The organism is Streptacidiphilus jeojiense (assembly GCF_000719095.1).
Classification (GTDB): domain Bacteria; phylum Actinomycetota; class Actinomycetes; order Streptomycetales; family Streptomycetaceae; genus Streptacidiphilus; species Streptacidiphilus jeojiensis.
Map to the genome: position 1 here is coordinate 234,227 of NZ_JOEH01000006.1, position 16,348 is coordinate 250,574.

Annotated in this window: 15 protein-coding genes; 6 read left to right on the forward strand and 9 right to left on the reverse strand. The window is 72.5% G+C overall.

Features of this window, described 5'->3' with window-relative positions:
* Window positions 1–124: 124 nt before the first annotated feature.
* Complete coding sequence (locus IF29_RS0109525) at window positions 125–931, reverse strand: EI24 domain-containing protein (protein WP_030252312.1); 807 nt, start codon at window positions 929–931, stop codon at window positions 125–127.
* Window positions 932–1,003: 72 nt separating this feature from the next.
* A complete protein-coding gene (locus IF29_RS0109530; protein ID WP_380523169.1) occupies window positions 1,004–1,987 on the reverse strand; it encodes an esterase/lipase family protein in 984 nt (327 codons plus the stop codon).
* A gap of 250 nt (window positions 1,988–2,237) precedes the next feature.
* Here IF29_RS0109530 and IF29_RS0109535 point away from each other — a divergent pair, with 250 nt between their 5' ends.
* Window positions 2,238–2,984 carry a class I SAM-dependent methyltransferase gene (locus IF29_RS0109535; RefSeq protein WP_030252314.1) on the forward strand — a complete coding sequence of 249 codons (747 nt, stop codon included), beginning with the start codon at window positions 2,238–2,240 and terminating at the stop codon, window positions 2,982–2,984.
* A gap of 9 nt (window positions 2,985–2,993) precedes the next feature.
* Here the strand turns inward: IF29_RS0109535 and IF29_RS0109540 are convergent, their stop codons facing one another.
* On the reverse strand, window positions 2,994–3,989 hold the full coding sequence (locus tag IF29_RS0109540) for an Lrp/AsnC family transcriptional regulator (protein WP_030252315.1): 996 nt from the start codon (window positions 3,987–3,989) through the stop codon (window positions 2,994–2,996).
* A gap of 127 nt (window positions 3,990–4,116) precedes the next feature.
* Between IF29_RS0109540 and IF29_RS0109545 the strand changes: the two genes are divergently transcribed.
* Entirely contained in the window at window positions 4,117–5,535 is a 1,419-nt protein-coding gene (locus tag IF29_RS0109545) for an MFS transporter (protein ID WP_030252316.1), read from the forward strand.
* A gap of 34 nt (window positions 5,536–5,569) precedes the next feature.
* On the opposite strand, the gene IF29_RS0109550 is transcribed toward IF29_RS0109545, so the two are convergent.
* The 4 genes from IF29_RS0109550 to IF29_RS0109565 form a co-directional block, all read right to left on the reverse strand.
* Window positions 5,570–6,994, reverse strand: coding sequence for an MFS transporter (locus IF29_RS0109550; RefSeq protein WP_030252317.1), 1,425 nt, complete (start codon window positions 6,992–6,994; stop codon window positions 5,570–5,572).
* A complete protein-coding gene (locus tag IF29_RS0109555) occupies window positions 6,991–7,440 on the reverse strand; it encodes a MarR family winged helix-turn-helix transcriptional regulator (protein WP_030252318.1) in 450 nt (149 codons plus the stop codon). The genes IF29_RS0109550 and IF29_RS0109555 overlap by 4 nt, the downstream gene beginning before the upstream one ends.
* 64 nt (window positions 7,441–7,504) lie before the next feature.
* Window positions 7,505–8,302: a phosphodiesterase gene (locus IF29_RS0109560; protein WP_030252319.1), complete on the reverse strand. Its 798-nt coding sequence runs from the start codon at window positions 8,300–8,302 to the stop codon at window positions 7,505–7,507.
* A gap of 78 nt (window positions 8,303–8,380) precedes the next feature.
* Window positions 8,381–9,364, reverse strand: coding sequence for a C45 family autoproteolytic acyltransferase/hydrolase (locus IF29_RS0109565; RefSeq protein ID WP_051725101.1), 984 nt, complete (start codon window positions 9,362–9,364; stop codon window positions 8,381–8,383).
* Window positions 9,365–9,560: 196 nt separating this feature from the next.
* Here IF29_RS0109565 and IF29_RS0109570 point away from each other — a divergent pair, with 196 nt between their 5' ends.
* Genes IF29_RS0109570 through IF29_RS0109580 form a run of 3 tightly spaced genes read left to right on the forward strand, consistent with a single transcriptional unit; the run spans window position 9,561 to window position 12,995 of the window.
* Window positions 9,561–11,564, forward strand: a complete 2,004-nt coding sequence (locus IF29_RS0109570; RefSeq protein ID WP_030252322.1) for an elongation factor G — start codon at window positions 9,561–9,563, stop codon at window positions 11,562–11,564.
* 30 nt (window positions 11,565–11,594) lie between these two features.
* A complete protein-coding gene (locus IF29_RS0109575) occupies window positions 11,595–12,044 on the forward strand; it encodes a GNAT family N-acetyltransferase (RefSeq protein ID WP_030252323.1) in 450 nt (149 codons plus the stop codon).
* 42 nt (window positions 12,045–12,086) lie between these two features.
* Window positions 12,087–12,995 carry an aldo/keto reductase gene (locus tag IF29_RS0109580; RefSeq protein ID WP_030252325.1) on the forward strand — a complete coding sequence of 303 codons (909 nt, stop codon included), beginning with the start codon at window positions 12,087–12,089 and terminating at the stop codon, window positions 12,993–12,995.
* A gap of 32 nt (window positions 12,996–13,027) precedes the next feature.
* On the opposite strand, the gene IF29_RS0109585 is transcribed toward IF29_RS0109580, so the two are convergent.
* On the reverse strand, window positions 13,028–14,710 hold the full coding sequence (locus IF29_RS0109585; protein WP_030252327.1) for a DUF885 domain-containing protein: 1,683 nt from the start codon (window positions 14,708–14,710) through the stop codon (window positions 13,028–13,030).
* Between the two features lie 207 nt (window positions 14,711–14,917).
* Here IF29_RS0109585 and IF29_RS0109590 point away from each other — a divergent pair, with 207 nt between their 5' ends.
* Complete coding sequence (locus IF29_RS0109590; protein ID WP_051725102.1) at window positions 14,918–15,853, forward strand: alpha/beta fold hydrolase; 936 nt, start codon at window positions 14,918–14,920, stop codon at window positions 15,851–15,853.
* Here IF29_RS0109590 and IF29_RS0109595 read toward each other — a convergent pair.
* A complete protein-coding gene (locus tag IF29_RS0109595) occupies window positions 15,814–16,344 on the reverse strand; it encodes a molybdopterin-binding protein (RefSeq protein ID WP_063757462.1) in 531 nt (176 codons plus the stop codon). The genes IF29_RS0109590 and IF29_RS0109595 overlap by 40 nt on opposite strands.
* Window positions 16,345–16,348 lie beyond the last annotated feature (4 nt).

Consider the following 16,348-nt stretch of genomic DNA (forward strand, 5'->3'; position numbering starts at 1 on the left):
GCCTTGTGTTCCGTGTTCTGCGCTTCTGTGCTCGTACTGTGCGCCTGCCCGGCTCAGTGTTTCCCGCGGTGCAGGTGGGGCGCAAGGGATTGCAGAACCCGGGGGTCCTTTTTGCGCGGAGGGGTCAGGCAGGCGGTTCGGAGGGCGGCGGACCGGGGGTCGCCCCGTCCGGTGCCGGCGTGGGCGAAGGCGCTGCCGTCGGCTCCAACTCCCTTGCCAGCAGGGTCGCTCCGGCCACCGCGCCCGGCATGAGGAGGACGGCGACGAAGGGGATCAGGAACAGCAGCACCAGCGGGACGCCGAAGCCCAGGGTGAGTCCGAGCCGGCTCCGCAGCCTGCGTATCCGCTGCCGGAAGGTCAGGCCGCGGCGCTGCAGGGCCACGGCGGCCAGCTGCTCGGTCAGGAAGAATCCGGAGACGCAGAAGGCGGCGGCGGGGACCACGGTCTGCCCGATCGCCGGGACGAAGCCCAGGACCAGGAGCAGCAGGCCGATGCCGGCGGTCAGCAGTACCGAGCCCAGGCCCTCGCGGGCGGCGAACACCAGCTGCTGCCAGAGGGACTGGCTCGGTGCGGGTGGGGCACCGCCCTCGATCTCCTCCACCCGCTCGGACAGCGACTCGTAGAACGGCTGGCCGATCAGCAGGGTGACGGCGGTGAAGGTGACGACCGCGAGCAGCAGGCTGCCGCAGACCAGCAGCACGGCGAGCAGCGCCCGCACCGCCGAACGCCAGTCGGCGGACCAGCTGTCGGCGAACGGGGTGGCCCAGCTGGCGATGTCGGTGGCGTAGGTCGCCAGGGCGACCAGGGCGGCGATGTAGAGGACCAGTGCCACCAGCCCGGGCAGTAGCCCGAACCCCCACCAGCGGCCGTGCCGCAGCACCCACCGCTGCCCCTTGAGCAGGTGTCCGAGGCCCTTTCCGAGATCATGCATGCGCGCAGTCTGCCGTAGCGGACCGACAGACTGCGCATCCGGCCGGGACCCGGACGGTTCGGGGGCCCGGAATCAGCCGCCGAGGACGGGAAGCACCGGCACGCACAGCGGTGCCGTGGCGTGCGCCGGGTCCAGCGCGTTGCTCACGTCGTGCAGGGCCACCGGGTCGTAGATCACCGCCAGGTGGTCCGCGAAGTCCAGGCCGCACTGGTCCTGCAGCGTGATGTCGCTGACCTGCCCGCTGCTGCCACCGGTGAGGAAGGCCGAGGTGTAGGGGGTGACCACCTCGTCGTACCTGGTCTCGATGACGGTGTAGTGGACGCCGGGCACGGTGTCGCCGCCCGCGTTGAGCGCGGTGATGAACGGCGAGCCGACGACCTGCTGGCCGCAGGCGGCGCACAGCGAGCTGACGAACGAGGAGCCGCCGGGGAAGGCGGCCAGCAGCCCGGTGAGCCCGTCCAGGTCGGTGCCGTGGTTGGACGGGGCCAGGCCGACCAGGGTGTGCACCTTGGCCGCGCCGCCCAGGTTCTTGAGGTAGTAGCGCGGCATCATGCCGCCCTGCGAGTGGCCGACGATGTCGACCTGCGCGGCCCCGGTGGCGGCCAGCACCTGGTCCACGAAGGTCGCCAACTGCGCTGCGCTGGTGGGGATGTCGCCGTAGCCCTGGAACAGGTTGCCGGGCGAGCCGCCGTAGTTGAGGGCGAAGACGCAGTAGCCCTGGTTCGCCAGCAGCGGGGACAGCGCCTGCCAGCTGTCGGTCATGTCGCCGAAGGTCCCGTGGACCAGCACGACCGGCCGGGGATGCGCCGAACTCGGCTTGCAGGACCAGTTGTTGGAGCCGGGGGGAGCGCTCCCGGGCGCCGCCAGCTCGGCGGCGACGCCGGCGGCGAAGCTGTAGGGGACGGGGTAGGTCGAGGCGTGCGCCGGCGCGGTGGCGAGGCCGAGGGCCGAGGCCGTCGCGGTGCCGAGGGCGAGCAGGGAGGCGGTGAGGCGTCGGGGGCCGGGCCGGGAGCCGGGCCGGGATCTGGGCATGGGCATGGGCATGGGCAGGGACATGGAGGGCCTCCTGGGTGGGGGAGGATCCGGCTACCGATCGGTAGACTTACTGGAGAGTAGGAACGTCGGAACGAGAAGGCAATGCGGATGACACCGCAACTTCATGATTCTCGCGAGCCGGTCCGAGCGTCGGCGGTCAGGCGCGCTGCGGAGCCGCTGACGACCACTCGAACGGGTTGCGGCGCCCGGAAGCTGAGCCTTCGGATTCCTCTGCACGGCCTCCCCCTCCTCGCGTACGCTCCAGTTCTCGATGACTGACACTTGGGACACCATCGCCGACTGGTACGCGGAGCGCCTGCGGAAGGGCTCCGCGATGCACGAGTTCGCGCGCGACATCCTGCTGGAGCAGATGCCGGACGATCTGACCGGCCTCCGGATCGTGGACCTGGGTTGCGGCGAGGGAATCGTGGCCCGGGCGCTCGCCCTGCGCGGGGCCGGAGTGCGCGGTGTGGACCTCTCCCCGCGCATGATCGCGCACGCCTGGATCGCCGAGGCCGAGCACCCGACCGGCGCCGTCTACACGGTCGACGACGGCTGCTCGCTGGCCACCATCGGTGACGGCACCGCGGACTGCGTGACCGCCGGGCTCTCCCTCAACAACGTCGTCGACCTCAAGGCCGCCCTCGCCGCCGTCGAACGGGTGCTGCTCCCGGGCGGGCGGCTGGTGTTCACCATCCCGCACCCCTGCTTCGAGGCCCCGGGCGCGGGCTGGGCACCCGAGACGGTCGACGACGACCCGCCGGACAGCCGTCGCCGTCGCCGCACCGTCGGCGACTACCTGAGCGAGGGCTTCTGGCGCTCCGGCAACCCCGAGGGCTTCCGCCGCGCGGGCAACCAGCACCGCACCCTCTCCACCTACCTCGGCGCCCTGCTGGACCAGGGCTTCGCCCTGGAGGCCATCGCCGAGCCCGCCCCACCGGAACCACTCCGCGCCGAACAGCCGCTGCGCGAGGGCCTCCCACCGTTCCTGGCGGCGACGGTACGACGCGAGGGCTGAGCGGGCGGTTCACCGGGGGCGGCCCGCGCCGGTGCTGGGCGGGTAGGTCACCAGCGGGCCGGCCGCCTTGATGGTGCGCAGCACCGGTGCCGTCTCCAGGGTGTGGATGGCGTCCAGGGCGCCCAGGCGGTGGGTGAGGTAGCGGTGCAGCGAACCCGGGTCGGGGCACAGGGCCTGGGCGACCAGGTTGGTGGGGCCGGTGGTGGCGCCGACGAAGGCGAGTTCCTCGTGGCCGGCCAGGGTGGTCGCGATCCGCTCCAACTGGGCCGGGGCCACGGCCATCCAGAGCAGCGCCTGGGTGCCCGCGCCGAAGACCGCGACGTCCAGTTCGACGTCGAAGAACAGCGCGCCGCTGGCCCGTAGTTCGGCCAGGCGGCGGGCCACGGTCGCCGGGGTCCAGCCGGTCGCCGCGGCGAGTTCGGCGTTGCCGGTCCGGCCGTCGTGCTGGAGCGCGGCCAGCAGCGGTCCGTCGGCGTCGGTGATCGCGGCGTCGCCCTCGGCGGGCGTCACGGCCGGGCGCAGCATTTCCTGCTGCTTCTCGTCCAGTGCCCCGGTGCGTCCGCGCCAGGCCGTGGGGCCGCCGAAGTAGGTGTGCAGGACGTAGTGCGCGGACACGGAGGTGACGCTCGCGGTGCGCGGTATGTCGCGCAGCAGCAGCGAGTGGCTGCTGGCGGTGGCTCCGGTCGGGGTGTGGATGATCGCGACGATCTCCGTGCCGCCGGAGGCCAGCTTCACCCAGGAGGTGTCGTTGCGCCGGGCCAGTGCGTGGGCGACGTCCTGCGCCTGGTGCGGGACGGCGGTCAGCCGGACCAGCCACTGGGCCTGGCCGGCCCGGTGCGGGTCGGGCAGGCCGACCACGCGCAGGGCGATGCTGTCGCGCAGTTTCCGGTAGCGTCGCGCCACGGTCTGCGTGGACACGCCGAGTGCGGCCGCGATCCTGGTGTACGGGGCGCGGCCGTCGATGTGCAGGGCGTGGATCAGGCCCCGGTCGATAGCGTCGAGCATGGAGCCATTCTTCGCCATCGGCCTCGGCCATGGAAGAAATCACGCAACTTCCCCGCGTGGATGGAAGCGGTCCGGTGGGTGCCAGCACGCTCGTGGTGAGAGCGAGACGTCCTGGAAGGAGCCCCCGATGACCCTCCCCACCGCTGCGCCGCGGACCGCCCCGGCAGCGGCCGGACCGCACCCGCGCCGCTGGTTCGCGCTGGCGCTGCTGCTGACCGCCGAGGCGATGAACCTGCTGGACTCGACGATCGTGCAGGTCGCGGCCCCGGTGATGCACGCCCGGCTCGGCGGTCCGGTCGCCGACATCCAGTGGTTCAGCGCCGCCTACACCCTGCCGTTCGCCGTACTGCTGGTCACCGGTGGGCGGTTGGGCGACATCGCCGGGCGCAGGCGGATCTTCCGGATCGGCGTGGCCGCGTTCCTGCTGGCCTCGCTGTGCTGCGCGCTCGCGCCCTCGGCCGGACTGCTGATCGCCGCCCGGGCGGTGCAGGGCGGGGCGGCGGCGCTGGTGATCCCGCAGACCTTCGGACTGATCAAGGCCATGTTCGACGGCGGCGAGCTGTCCCGGGCGCTGGGCACCATCGGCCCGGTGATGGGGCTGGCCGCGGTCTGCGGGCCGGTGCTCGGCGGGGTGCTGACCCATGCGGACCTGTTCGGCTCGTCCTGGCGGGCGGTGTTCCTGGTCAATCTGCCGCTGGGCGCGGCCGTGCTGGCCGGCTCCTCGCTGCTGCGCGAGGATCGGGCCGGGCACCGGCCGCGACTGGACCTGGTCGGCACCGCGCTGCTGGTGCTGGGCAGCGTGCTGCTGGTCGCCCCGCTGATCGAGGTGGACGCCGTCGCGGGCGTGGTGCCGTGGCTCGCTGTCGGCGCGGGTGTCGCCGTGCTGCTGCTGTTCGGACTGCACCAGCGCGGGAAGAGCCGGCGGGGCCGCAGTCCGTTGGTGGAGACCAGCCTGTTCGCCAACCGGGGTTTCCCGGCCGCGCTGGCCACCTCCACGCTGTTCTTCGCGGTGATGAACGGTCTGATGCTGGTCGTGGTGGTGCAGGTGCAGCTGACCCGGCACGCCGGAGTGCTCACAGCGGGGCTGACGCTGCTGCCCTGGTCCTGCGGGATGGCCGCTGCCTCGCTGTGCGCCGGGACCTGGCTGGTGCCCCGCCACGGTGCGCGGGTCATGTTCGCCGGTCTCGCGGTGCTGGCCGGCGGGGTCGGCGGTGCGGCGGCCGACTACGCCGCCGGTCCGGCCGGAGCGGGGTCCTGGCTGCTGTGGGCCGCCCTCGCGGTGAGCGGTGCCGGGATCGGGCTGTTCACCGTGCCGTTCTTCACCACCGCCCTGCACCGGGTCCGCCCGCAGGAGAACGGCTCCGCGGCCGGACTGCTCAACGCGGTCCAGCAGTTCGGCGGAACGATCGGGGTCGCCCTGCTGGGCACCGTCTTCCTGCGCGTCGGTGCGGCGGACGGTGCCTGGACGGCCTGCTGCGTCGCGGTCGGCCTGCTCGCCGCGACCGCGCTCACGGCGCGGCTGATGACCGCTCCGGAGGCCTCCTGATCCGCCTGGTCCGCGCGGGTGTCGGGGCGGCCGGTCAGCTGCGTGCGGGGGCCGTTCCGCCGGCCCGTCCCAGCGAGCGGTCCAGCACGCTCGCGGCGAGCAGCAGCAGGGCGCAGCCCAGCATCACCAGCGCCAGGACGTGCAGTCCGGCGCTGGTGGCGCCGGTGGTGAAGACGGCGGCGATGACCGCGGAGGCCAGCATCGCGCCGCTGTACTGGAAGGTGCGCAGCAGGCCGGAGGCGGTGCCGATGCGGTCGGCGGGGGCCTGGTGGTAGAGGGCGTTCTGGTTGGCGAGGCTGTTCAGGCCCTGCGGGACGCCGTAGACCAGGACCACGCCGATCAGCGCCCAGGCCGGGGTGTGCGGGCCGAGCAGGAGCAGCAGCGCCGAGCCGACCGCCATCGCGGTGCTGCCGACCACCAGCTTGGCCCGGATTCCCTTGCGGCGTCCGGTCGCTGTCGCCACGCCGATCGCCACCAGCGACATCGGCAGCAGCACCAGCCCGGCCGCGGACTCGCCGAGGCCGCGGCCCTGTTCCAGCCACTGGGTGAAGCCGTAGAGCACGGAGTAGGAGACGGTGCAGGTCAGCGCGTGTCGGGCGTAGGTGACCAGCAGCGGCCCGTTGGCGGCGAGCATCCGCAGGTCCAGGAACGGGTCGTTGACCCGCAACTCCCGAGCGACAAGCGCGGCGGCGGCCACTGCGGCGATCAACAACAGGTACCAGCTGGAGGTCTGAGGGGCCATCAGGAAGAGCAGTGCGGCGGTCATGGCGGCGGAGAACAGCGCCATCCCGGCCAGGTCCAGGCCGCTGCGCCCGCCGTCCGACGGACGCTCGGGGGGGATGGCGGGCAGCCGGCGCCGTCCCATCACCAGACAGGCCAGCGACAGCGGGATGTTGACGGCGAAGACGGTGCGCCAGCCGCCGACGCCGATCAGCAGGCCGCCGAGGGTGGGGCCGATCGCCGAGCTGGCCTGGGCGGCGACGGAGAGGGCGGTCAGGATGCCCGCGGGCGTGCTGAGCCCGGTGCGGGCCGCCTCGCTGCGCACCAGGTGCATGGCGGCGGGGTAGGCGGCGCAGGTGCCGAGGCCGAGCAGGACCCGGGCCACGATCAGCAGCCCCAGCGACGGCGCCAGCGCGCCCAGCAGTCCGGCGATCCCCACCAGCGCGGTACCGGCCAGGTAGACCGGGCGGGCGCCGTAGCGGTCGACGAGGCGTCCGACGGCGGGCTGGCCGACGGCGGTGGCCAGGTAGAGCGCGGAGACCAGCCAGAGCGTGGTGGACGGCGGTGCGCCGAAGGCCGCGCCGATCGGGACCAGGGTCACCGCGATCATCGAGGAGTTGACCGGGTTCAGCAGCGAGCCGAGGACCAGCGGCGGGGTGAGCCTGCGGTCGAAACCGGCGGCGCTGTCGTCGGCGGGCCGGGCGTCGCGGCGGGGGAGGAGTGCGGTGATCCGGCTCATGCCCGGTCCAGCCGTTCCAGCAGTGCCAGCGCCTCGACGACGGTGGCCCGCTCGGCCGCGGTGTAGCGGTCCTGCAGCGCGCGGGCCAGCCACTCCTCGCGGACCCGGCGGGTGCCGGTGATCGCCTCGGTGCCTTCGTCGGTGAGCGAGACGACCTGGCGCCGCCCGTCGGCGGGGTCGGGGCGGCGCTCGATCAGGGCGCGCTCCTCCAGCGCCGCGAGCGTGGCGCCCATCGACTGCGGTCGTACCCGCTCGGCCGCCGCCAGCACGCCCGGCGCTGCCGGGCCCTCCCGGTCCAGCCGGCTCAGCACCGACAGTTGCGAGGCGGTGATCCCGTCGGTGTTGTCGACCTCCTTGAGCCGCCGCCGCAGCCGTCCCAGCAGTACCCGGAGGTCGGCCGCCGCTTGGGCGGCGGTGCTGCTGACGGCGGGCTCGAGAGGATCCATGCCCTCTACACTAGTTTCATCAGTCCAGACTTACAAGTTTGACCTGACAATCAGAACGCTCCGGTCAGAACCCTCCGAGCAGCCCGGCCGCATGGCTGACCTGGACGGTGTGGGTGGCGCAGCCGCCGTCCGCGGTGAGCAGGTGCAGCAGGAAGCCGGTCGGCTCGTCCAGGTAGCCCATGGGGGAGCCGTCGCGCATCGACAGCGAGCTCTGGCGGTAGGTGCTCGGCGCGACCGCCAGCGTGCTGCCGCCGAAGGCGCAGGTGATCGGCCGGTGCACATGCCCGGCCAGGACCCGGACCACCCGGGGGTGCGCGGCCACCACCTCGGCCAGCGCCTCGCCGTCCTCCAGCCGCATCCCGTCCAGGAAGGGGATGCCGACCGGCACCGGCGGATGGTGCACCGCGACGAAGGCCGGCACGTCGGGGCGCTTGCCGAGCACCGCGTCCAGCCAGCCGAGCTGCTCCGCGCCGAGCAGGCCGCCGGGCTTCCCGGGCAGATTGGAGTCCAGCACGACGACGGTGGCCGCTTCGTGCTCCACGACGTAGTGGACGCCCTGCTCACCGCTGTCGAGCAGGCCGCTGCCGGCGAAGGCGGCCAGCATGGCGTCCGGGCTGTCGTGGTTGCCCGCGACCAGGTGCAGCGGCAGCGGGAACCGCCCGATGATCCGCCGCAGCTCCTGGTACTCCTCGGGACGGCCCTGGTCCACCAGGTCCCCGCTGATCACCACTGCCACCGGTTGCGGATCCAGCGCCAGCACCCGGGCGAGCGCCAGCTGCAGCCCGGCCGCCGGGCCGGCGCCGAGCGGTCCTGTGGTGATGTGCGGGTCGCTGAGGTGCGCCACGGAGAAGGAAGAAGTCATGGCTGAACGCTTCCCCGACCCACCGTGCCCGGACAACCCGTCAAGCTGACGGCGTAACGAACAACTGGTGACGCGGGGTCACACCGCCGGACCCGGGGCGCCGAGCAGCACGGTGCGCGACCCGGGGGTGAACGCGGCGAAGGACTGCCCCCAGCTCTCCTCGGGCCAGTGGTAGTCGACCCGGCCCTCGGAGGGCCGGTAGTCCGCCGTGTAGACCGTGCCCAGGCCCTGGTCGTAGTCGACCTGGTAGAGCGGCGGCCTCAGCATCGCGGCCACCTCGGCCCCCGAGGCGCGGACGGCGGACAGCCGCTCCTGGGTACGGGTGACCTTCTCCTGCTCGTCGGGCACCGGCAGGTGCTGGTGGTTGGTGGCGCAGGAGTCCGGCGCCGGGGTCATCGGGAGGTCGGGGCCGACGTAGACCGTCACCGCCCGCTCCGGATCGACCAGGGTGACGTTCTGGGCGAGCGAGACCGGGACGGTCGCCAGTTTCGCGAGGGCCTGGTCGACGGTGTCGCAGGTCTCCAGCAGATAGCGGAGCACCAGCAGGATGGCGAAGCCCGGACCGTGGACGAACCGGCCGCCGAAGGTCAGCGAGACCGCGAGCCCGGCGTCGTTCATCCCGTCCAGCAGACCCCAGCCGGCATCCTGCATGCCGATCACCGGGCGCAGGAAGTGCGAGGAGACGATGGTCCCCTCGCAGTCGTCCGGCTTGAAGTCGTAGTTGCGCAGCAGCCGGCCGCTGCCGCCGATCTGGGTGCAGCCCGCGAAGAACGGCCGCAGCGCGGTGAGGGTGAGGAACGCCTCGCCGTGCGGGCGGTCCAGCTGGCCGACGAGCCGGTCGAGCACCGGGACCAGCTCCGGCATGTGCGTCTCGAACATCGCCCGGGCCCGCACCGCGCCCTCCGCGGTCCGCCCCTCGTCGGTCAACCAGCCTTCGGCGAGCGGCCACTGCGGCTGCACATGCGCCGCCCACCGACCGTCGCCACCGTCGCCCACCTCGATGGCCCGGAACGTCTTCTGCTGGCCCACTACTGCCGCCCCCTGCCGCACGTCGGATCGCATCCGGCGCCAACCTAGCCAATTCCGCCGGGGAACCAACAGTGGTGCGGTGCGGTACAACGAAAATCGGTTGCCCGCGAAGGGGCTGTTTGCTGCACTGTCCGACGACAACGGATCAATCGAGGAGTCCCGATCATGTGCGGATCGTTCATGTCCATCCCGGAAGGAACTGCCATCCACCTCAAGGACATGACACTTCGTGCGAACGCTGAACCTGGGAATCCTGGCGCATGTTGACGCCGGTAAGACGAGCCTGACCGAGCGGCTGCTCCATGCGACCGGCGTCATCGACGAGATCGGAAGCGTCGACGCGGGCAGCACCCGAACCGATTCCATGGCGCTGGAGCGACAGCGCGGCATCACCATCAAATCCGCCGTCGCCTCCTTCGTCGTGGACGACGTCACGGTCAACCTGATCGACACACCCGGCCACCCGGACTTCATCGCCGAGGTGGAGCGGGTGTTGAGCGTGCTCGACGGCGCAGTGCTGGTCGTCTCGGCGGTGGAGGGCGTGCAGGCGCAGACCCGCGTGCTGATGCGGACCCTGCAACGGCTGCGCATCCCCACGCTGCTCTTCGTGAACAAGATCGACCGCGGTGGCGCCGACACCGAAAGCGTGCTGGGGGGCATCGCCGAGAAACTCTCCCGGGCGAGCATCCCCATGGCCTCGGCCGACGGGCTGGGCACCCGTGGCGCGCGCACCGTGCCGTACAGCGCTGCCGACACCGGCTTCACGGCCGGGTTGCTCGACCTCCTGGCCGACCACGACGACACCGTGCTTGCCGCGTACCTGGACGATGCGTCGACGCTCTCGTACCAGCGGCTCCGCAGCGAGCTCGCGGCGCTGAGCCGACGGGCGGTGGTGCATCCGGTGTTCCTCGGCTCGGCGATCACGGGGGCGGGCGTGGACGAGCTGATCTCGGGCATCACCGAGCTACTGCCCGCTGTCGATGGCGCAGCCGACGGTCCGGCCTCGGGGACCGTCTTCAAGGTGGAGCGCGGCCCGGCCGGGGAGAAGATCGCATTCGTCCGCATGTTCTCGGGTACGGTGCACGTCCGCGAGCGACTGCCTTTCGGTGAGGCCGAAGAGGGCAAGGTCACTGCGATCAGCGTCTTCGAGCGTGGCTCGGACCTCCCGTGCGACTCGGTCTGCGCCGGGCGGATCGCCAGGATCTGGGGACTCGGTGACATCCGGGTCGGCGATGCCGTCGGCAGACCTCACCCGACGGCGTCCGGCGGCCGCCACCACTTCGCTCCGCCCACCCTGGAGACGGTCGTCGCTCCCTGCCGCCGGGCCGACCGGGGAGCACTGCATGTCGCGCTCTCCCAACTCGCCGAGCAGGACCCGCTGATCAACCTGCGGCAGGACGACCTCCGCCAGGAGACATCGGTCTCCCTCTACGGCGAGGTGCAGAAGGAGGTCATCCAGGCGACCCTCGCTGACGACTACGGCATCGACGTCGCCTTCCGCGAGACGACGACCATTCATATCGAGCGACCTGTCGGCACCGGTACGGCCGTCGAGGTCATCCGGGTCGGATCGAATCCCTTTCTCGCGACCGTCGGGCTGCGCATCGAGCCGGCCCCGATCGGCGCGGGCGCGGAGTTCCGGCTCGGCGTAGAACTCGGCTCGATGCCCTTCACCTTCATCAGGGCGGTCGAGGAGACAGTGGCGGAGACGCTGCGGCAGGGGCTCAACGGGTGGCAGGTCACCGACTGCACGGTCACCCTCACGCGCTCCGGCTACTGGGCCCGACAGAGCCACGCCCACGCCGTCTTCGACAAGAGCATGTCCAGCACCGCGGGAGACTTCCGCAACCTGACACCGATGGTGCTGATGAGCGCCCTGCAGCAGGCCGGCACCCAGGTGTACGAGCCGATGCACCGCTTCCACCTCGACATTCCTGCGGACGCGTTCGGGCTGCTGCTTCCGGCACTGGCGCGGGTGGGCGCGGTACCGCGGTCTTCGTCGCCGCGAGGTACGTCGTACCTGGTCGAGGGCGAGATCCCGGCCGCGTCGGTGCACGGGCTGGAGCAGACACTGCCGTCGCTCACCAGCGGCGAGGGAGTGCTGGAGTCCGCCTTCGACCACTACCGGCCGGTCCAGGGGCCGGTCCCGGTCAGACCCAGGTCGGCCCGCAACCCGCTGAACCGCGAGGAGTACCTGCTGCATGTCGCGCGCCGGGTCAGCGGGCGTGGTTGAGGGGAGCGGACGTTTGCCACAATCGGCGCTATGAAGATCGAAGAGACTCCCTGGTCGGACCCAGACGCCACCGAGCTGCGGCGGCGGCAGCGGGCCGAGGTGGCCGAGCGGTACGGGACCCCGGACAGCGAGCCGGGGACGCCGCCGTCGGCCGCGGACATCGAGGTGTTCTTCGTGGCCCGGGAGGACGACGGAACGGCGGTCGGGTGCGGCGGCCTGCGCCGGCTCGGGCCCGGGGTCGGGGAGATCAAGCGGATGTACGTCGACCCCGGCCGGCGTGGTTCGGGAGTCGCGGCGGACATCCTCCGCACGCTGGAGGACTGGGCCCGCGAGCAGGGGTGGACCACCCTCCGGCTGGAGACCGGCGACGCCCAGCCCGACGCCATCCGCTTCTACACCCGTGCCGGATACCGGCGGATCCCCAACTTCGGCGGATACGTCGGCGCGAAGCGCTCGCTCTGCTTCGAACGCTCGCTCTGAGTCCCCGGCCGCAGGGCCGCAGCCGGATGAGAGACTGCGACGATGAACTCAGAGACGATCACTGCGAAGGACTCCGGCACCTGGAAGCTGGGCGATCTGACGGTCAACCGGATCGGCTTCGGCACGATGCGGCTCACCCAGGACGGTGCGGCCCTCGACCCCCGGGCGGTCCCCAGCGACCGCGGTCGGGCGCTGTCCGTGCTGCGCCGGGCGGTCGAGCTCGGGGTGAACCACCTGGACACCGCGTCCTTCTACTTCTCCCGGCTGCGCTCCGCCAACGAACTGGTCAACAGCGCGCTGGCGCCCTATCCGGACGACCTGGTGATCACCACCAAGGTCGGTCCCGGCCGGGACCAGCACGGCGAATGGACGGACGCGGCCACCCCGGACCAACTGCGCGGACAGGTGGAGGAGAACCTGCGCCAGCTCGGTCGGGACCACCTCGACGTGGTCAACTACCGCCGCCAGCGGCCGGGTTCGATCGCCGAGCACTTCGGTGCGCTGGCCGAGCTGCGCGAGGCGGGGCTGATCCGCCACCTCGGGCTGTCCAACGTCGGCCCCGAGCACCTGGCCGAGGCCCAGGCCATCGCACCGGTGGTCTGCGTGCAGAACAAGTACGGCCTGGGCGCGGCGAGCCCGGAGAGCGACGCCTTCCTGCGCTCCTGCGGCGAGCAGGGCATCGCCTTCGTCCCGTTCTACGCCATCGCCGGCCACGCCGGGGAGCGGGGTGCGGCCGGTGCGGCCCAGGACGCCGAGGTCCTCGCGGTGGCCGCGGCCCACGGGGTGTCCGCCGCCGAGATCCGGCTGGCCTGGTCGCTGCACCTGGGCCCGCACGTGCTGGCCATCCCCGGCACCGGCAACCCGGCCCACCTGGAGGCCAATGTGGCCGCCGGCGCGCTGAAGCTCTCCGATGAGGAGCTGGCCCGACTTGACGCGGTCCACCGCGCCTGAACGACGGGGCTGAACGGCTGACCGCGGTGCGTTCAGAGGCCGGCGAGGTTGTCGGCCAGGTCGTCGAGCCCGAACGAGCCCTGGACCAGCGCCTTCATGTGCCACGCCTTGAGGTCGAAGGCCGCCCCCGCGCGCGACCTGGCCGCCTCGCGGCCCCGGAGCCAGGCGCGCTCGCCCAGCTTGTAGCCGATGGCCTGGCCCGGCAGCCCGAGGTAGCGGACGATCTCGCTGTCGCGGCGGGCTGCCGGGCTGCCGTGGTGGGCGGCCATGAAGGCGGTGGCCAGCTCCGGGGTCCAGCGCTCGCCCGGGTGGAAGCCCGAGTCGGCCGGGACGGCCAGCTGCAGGTGCATGCCGATGTCGATGATCACCCGGATGATGCGCAGCATCTGCTTGTCGAGGTAGCCGAGCCGCAGCCCGGCGTCGGTGAGGAAGCCCAGGTCGTCCATCAGCCGCTCGGCGTACAGGGCCCAGCCCTCGACGTTGGCGCTGACCTTGCCGAGGGTGACCTGGTAGCGGCTGAGCCGGTCGGCCGCCGCGGTCCAGGAGGCCAGCTGCAGGTGGTGGCCCGGAACTCCCTCGTGGTACCAGGTGCTGACGATCTGCCAGGTCGGGAAGGACTCCCGGCCCAGGGTCGGCAGATAGGTCCGGCCCGGGCGGCTGAAGTCCAGGCTGGGGCCGGAGTAGTAGGGCGCGGCCGCGCTGCCGGCCGGGGCCAGGCAGGACTCCACCCGGCGCAGCGGTCCGGTGATGTCGAAGTGGACGCCGTCCAGTGCCTCGACGGCGTCGTCCATGAGCTGCTGCAGCCAGGCCCGGACCTCCTCCTGGCCCTTGATCGCCGGACCGTGCTCGTTCAGGTGGGCCATGGCCTCCAGCACGCCGGCTCCGGGCAGGATCCGTTCGGCCTCGGTGCGCATCGCGGCGAGGGTGGTGTGGAACTCGCTCCAGGCCCACGAGTAGGCCTCGTCCAGGTCGAGGTCGGCGCCGGTGGACCAGCGGGCCGAGCGCAGGTAGCGCTCGCGGCCGACGGCGTCCGGGGTGCCCTGGGCGGCGGGCAGGTAGTCGTCCCGGAGCCAGTCGCCGAGCCCGGCCGCCGCGCCGGCGGCCTCCCGCGCGGCCGCGTCCAGTTCGGGGCGCAGCCGCTCCGGGGCGGGGGCGACGAAGTCGGCGAACCAGCCCGCGCCGCCGGTGTCCTGGCCGCTCCAGGCGGCGAGCTGGCCGATCACCACCTCGGCCTGCCGGGGCGCGGCGAGCAGTCCGCGGGCGATCCCCTCGGTGAGGCTGGCCCGGTAGCCGGCCAGGGCGCCGGGGACGTGGCGCAGCCGTCCGGCCACGGTCGCCCAGTTCTCGTCGGTGTCGGTGGGCATCACCGTGAAGATGTTCCGGACCCCGTGCAGCGGCGAGTTGATGTTGCGCAGGCTGCGCAGGTGGTCACCGGCGTCGTGCAGTTGGAGCTCGGCGGTGAGCCGCTCCCGCAGCAGCCGGGCGCAGGCCTGCTCGGCGGGGTCCTCGGTGCTACCGGCCGGAATGGCGTCGAGGGCGGCGAGCGTCGTCCTCGCCGCTTCGGCCTCGGCCTCGAACCCTTCGGGGGAGAGGTCCGCCTGCCGGTCGTCGCCCGGGTTGAGGCCGAGCCAGGCGGCTACGCCCGGGTCCAGGGCGACCACCTTCTCGACGTGCTGGTCTGCGATCCGGCGCGGTGTCATCTCATCATCCGACATCCGGCCATCCTGCCTGACCGGCGGCCCGGGCCGCCAGCAGCGACGGTCCGTGGCCGCCGGTCACACGGCTGCCGCGCGGCTCCCGCAGGGGAGTTCGAGGTCGGATCCGGGGCGCGACCACGTTTGAGTGACATTGCCGGGGAGGACGCGTTCCGCGGTGATAGATCTTCGGATTCGACGTCCACGAACCACGGGGAGCTCCTCGACATGTCCATCGACACCGCCCTGCCGCCGCAGGTCGAGCTGGAAGCGCCCCCGGTGGTGGTGTCCGAGCACACCCTGACCTTCGACGGGTTCCGCTACGTCGCCAGGGTCGTCCGCCAGGGGGAGAGCGTCACCGCGCCGCTGCTGCTGCTCGGCGGCTCCTCCCAGGACCGCTTCTCCTGGATCCGGCACCAGGCCGCGCTGCTGCCGCTGTGCGACGTGGTGACCGTCGACCTCCCCGGCTACGGCGACGCCGACCAGCTGCCGCCCCGCTACGGCACCGACTTCCTGGCCGCCGCCACCCGGCACCTGGTCGACGCCCTGGACCTGGGCGAGGTGAACCTGTTCGGCGGCTGCTTCGGCGGCTCCATCGCGCTGCGCTTCGCCCAGCACTACCCGGAGCTGGTGGAACGGATGGTGCTGGTGGGGATGACGACCACGGTCCCGTCGGAGTACGAGCAGGCGGCCACCCGCTGGCTGGGCATGCTGGACGAGGGCCGCTACGAGGAGATGGCCGGGGAGCTGGTGGCCCGCTTCATGGCTCCCACCGGCAGCGGCACCATCCGCAGGCACGCCGCGATCGGGCGGCTGATCCACCGTCAGTTCGTGGAGCAGACGCCGCGCCAGTTCGAGATGGCGGTGGCGGACCACAACCGCCGGCTGATGCGCCACGAGTGGTACCGCCCCGAGCCGGTCCCGGCGGTGCCGACCCTGGTCTTCACCGGCGAGCACGACTCGCTGACGCCGCCGGAGATGGGGCGCGGCGTCGCCGCGGTGCTCCCCGGCGCGGTGTTCACCACCGTCAAGGACGCCGACCACCTGGTGCACATGGAGCGCAGCGAGGAGTTCACCGACCTGCTGGCACACTTCCTGACGGACTGTCCGATCGACTCGCTGCCCTACTGCACACCGCTGGAGTGCCCCTCCGCGACGGGCTGAGCAGTGAGGGCCGGAGCAGTGAGGGCCGGTGCGGTGAGGTCCAGCGCGGTGAGGTGGATCCGGGTCACGCCGCTGACGTAGCGTCCGCCGCAGCGGTCCTGCGGCACCACCAGCTGCGGCCCGCAGGCGTCCAGCGGCTGCCCGTCGGCGCGGGTGGCCAGCAGCACCGGCTGGTGGGCGAAGTCGGGGTCGATCTCGCCCCAGGACAGCACGGCGTGGTGGCCGTCGGCCCCGGTCACCGACAGCAGGAAGCCGGCCCGGTCCTTGCGTCGTCGCAGCTCGAAGCCGGGGGCGGCGGCCAGCACCACGTCGTGCAGCAGCGGGCCCTGGAAGCGGTGCCGCTGGATGCCGCTGGTGGCGCAGGCGAAGGTCACCTCGGCCTGGTGCAGCGGCCGGCGGGCCAGTTCGGCGACGTCGATGAGCGACGGCCGGGCGAACGCACCGGTCAGTTCCAGGACGGCCGTCCGCTGTGTGCGCGACGAGTGCTCCACGGCT

Excerpts from the sequence above, each read along its gene's own strand:
- IF29_RS0109540 (WP_030252315.1), bottom strand. The coding sequence starts at position 3,989 with ATGCTCGACGCTATCGACCGGGGCCTGATCCACGCCCTGCACATCGAC.
- IF29_RS0109585 (WP_030252327.1), bottom strand. The coding sequence starts at position 14,710 with ATGTCGGATGATGAGATGACACCGCGCCGGATCGCAGACCAGCACGTC.
- IF29_RS0109525 (WP_030252312.1), bottom strand. The coding sequence starts at position 931 with ATGCATGATCTCGGAAAGGGCCTCGGACACCTGCTCAAGGGGCAGCGG.
- IF29_RS0109580 (WP_030252325.1), top strand. The coding sequence starts at position 12,087 with ATGAACTCAGAGACGATCACTGCGAAGGACTCCGGCACCTGGAAGCTG.
- IF29_RS0109535 (WP_030252314.1), top strand. The coding sequence starts at position 2,238 with ATGACTGACACTTGGGACACCATCGCCGACTGGTACGCGGAGCGCCTG.
- IF29_RS0109560 (WP_030252319.1), bottom strand. The coding sequence starts at position 8,302 with ATGACTTCTTCCTTCTCCGTGGCGCACCTCAGCGACCCGCACATCACC.
- IF29_RS0109565 (WP_051725101.1), bottom strand. The coding sequence starts at position 9,364 with ATGCGATCCGACGTGCGGCAGGGGGCGGCAGTAGTGGGCCAGCAGAAG.
- IF29_RS0109550 (WP_030252317.1), bottom strand. The coding sequence starts at position 6,994 with ATGAGCCGGATCACCGCACTCCTCCCCCGCCGCGACGCCCGGCCCGCC.
- IF29_RS0109545 (WP_030252316.1), top strand. The coding sequence starts at position 4,117 with ATGACCCTCCCCACCGCTGCGCCGCGGACCGCCCCGGCAGCGGCCGGA.
- IF29_RS0109575 (WP_030252323.1), top strand. The coding sequence starts at position 11,595 with ATGAAGATCGAAGAGACTCCCTGGTCGGACCCAGACGCCACCGAGCTG.
- IF29_RS0109530 (WP_380523169.1), bottom strand. The coding sequence starts at position 1,987 with ATGTCCCTGCCCATGCCCATGCCCATGCCCAGATCCCGGCCCGGCTCC.
- IF29_RS0109590 (WP_051725102.1), top strand. The coding sequence starts at position 14,918 with ATGTCCATCGACACCGCCCTGCCGCCGCAGGTCGAGCTGGAAGCGCCC.
- IF29_RS0109555 (WP_030252318.1), bottom strand. The coding sequence starts at position 7,440 with ATGGATCCTCTCGAGCCCGCCGTCAGCAGCACCGCCGCCCAAGCGGCG.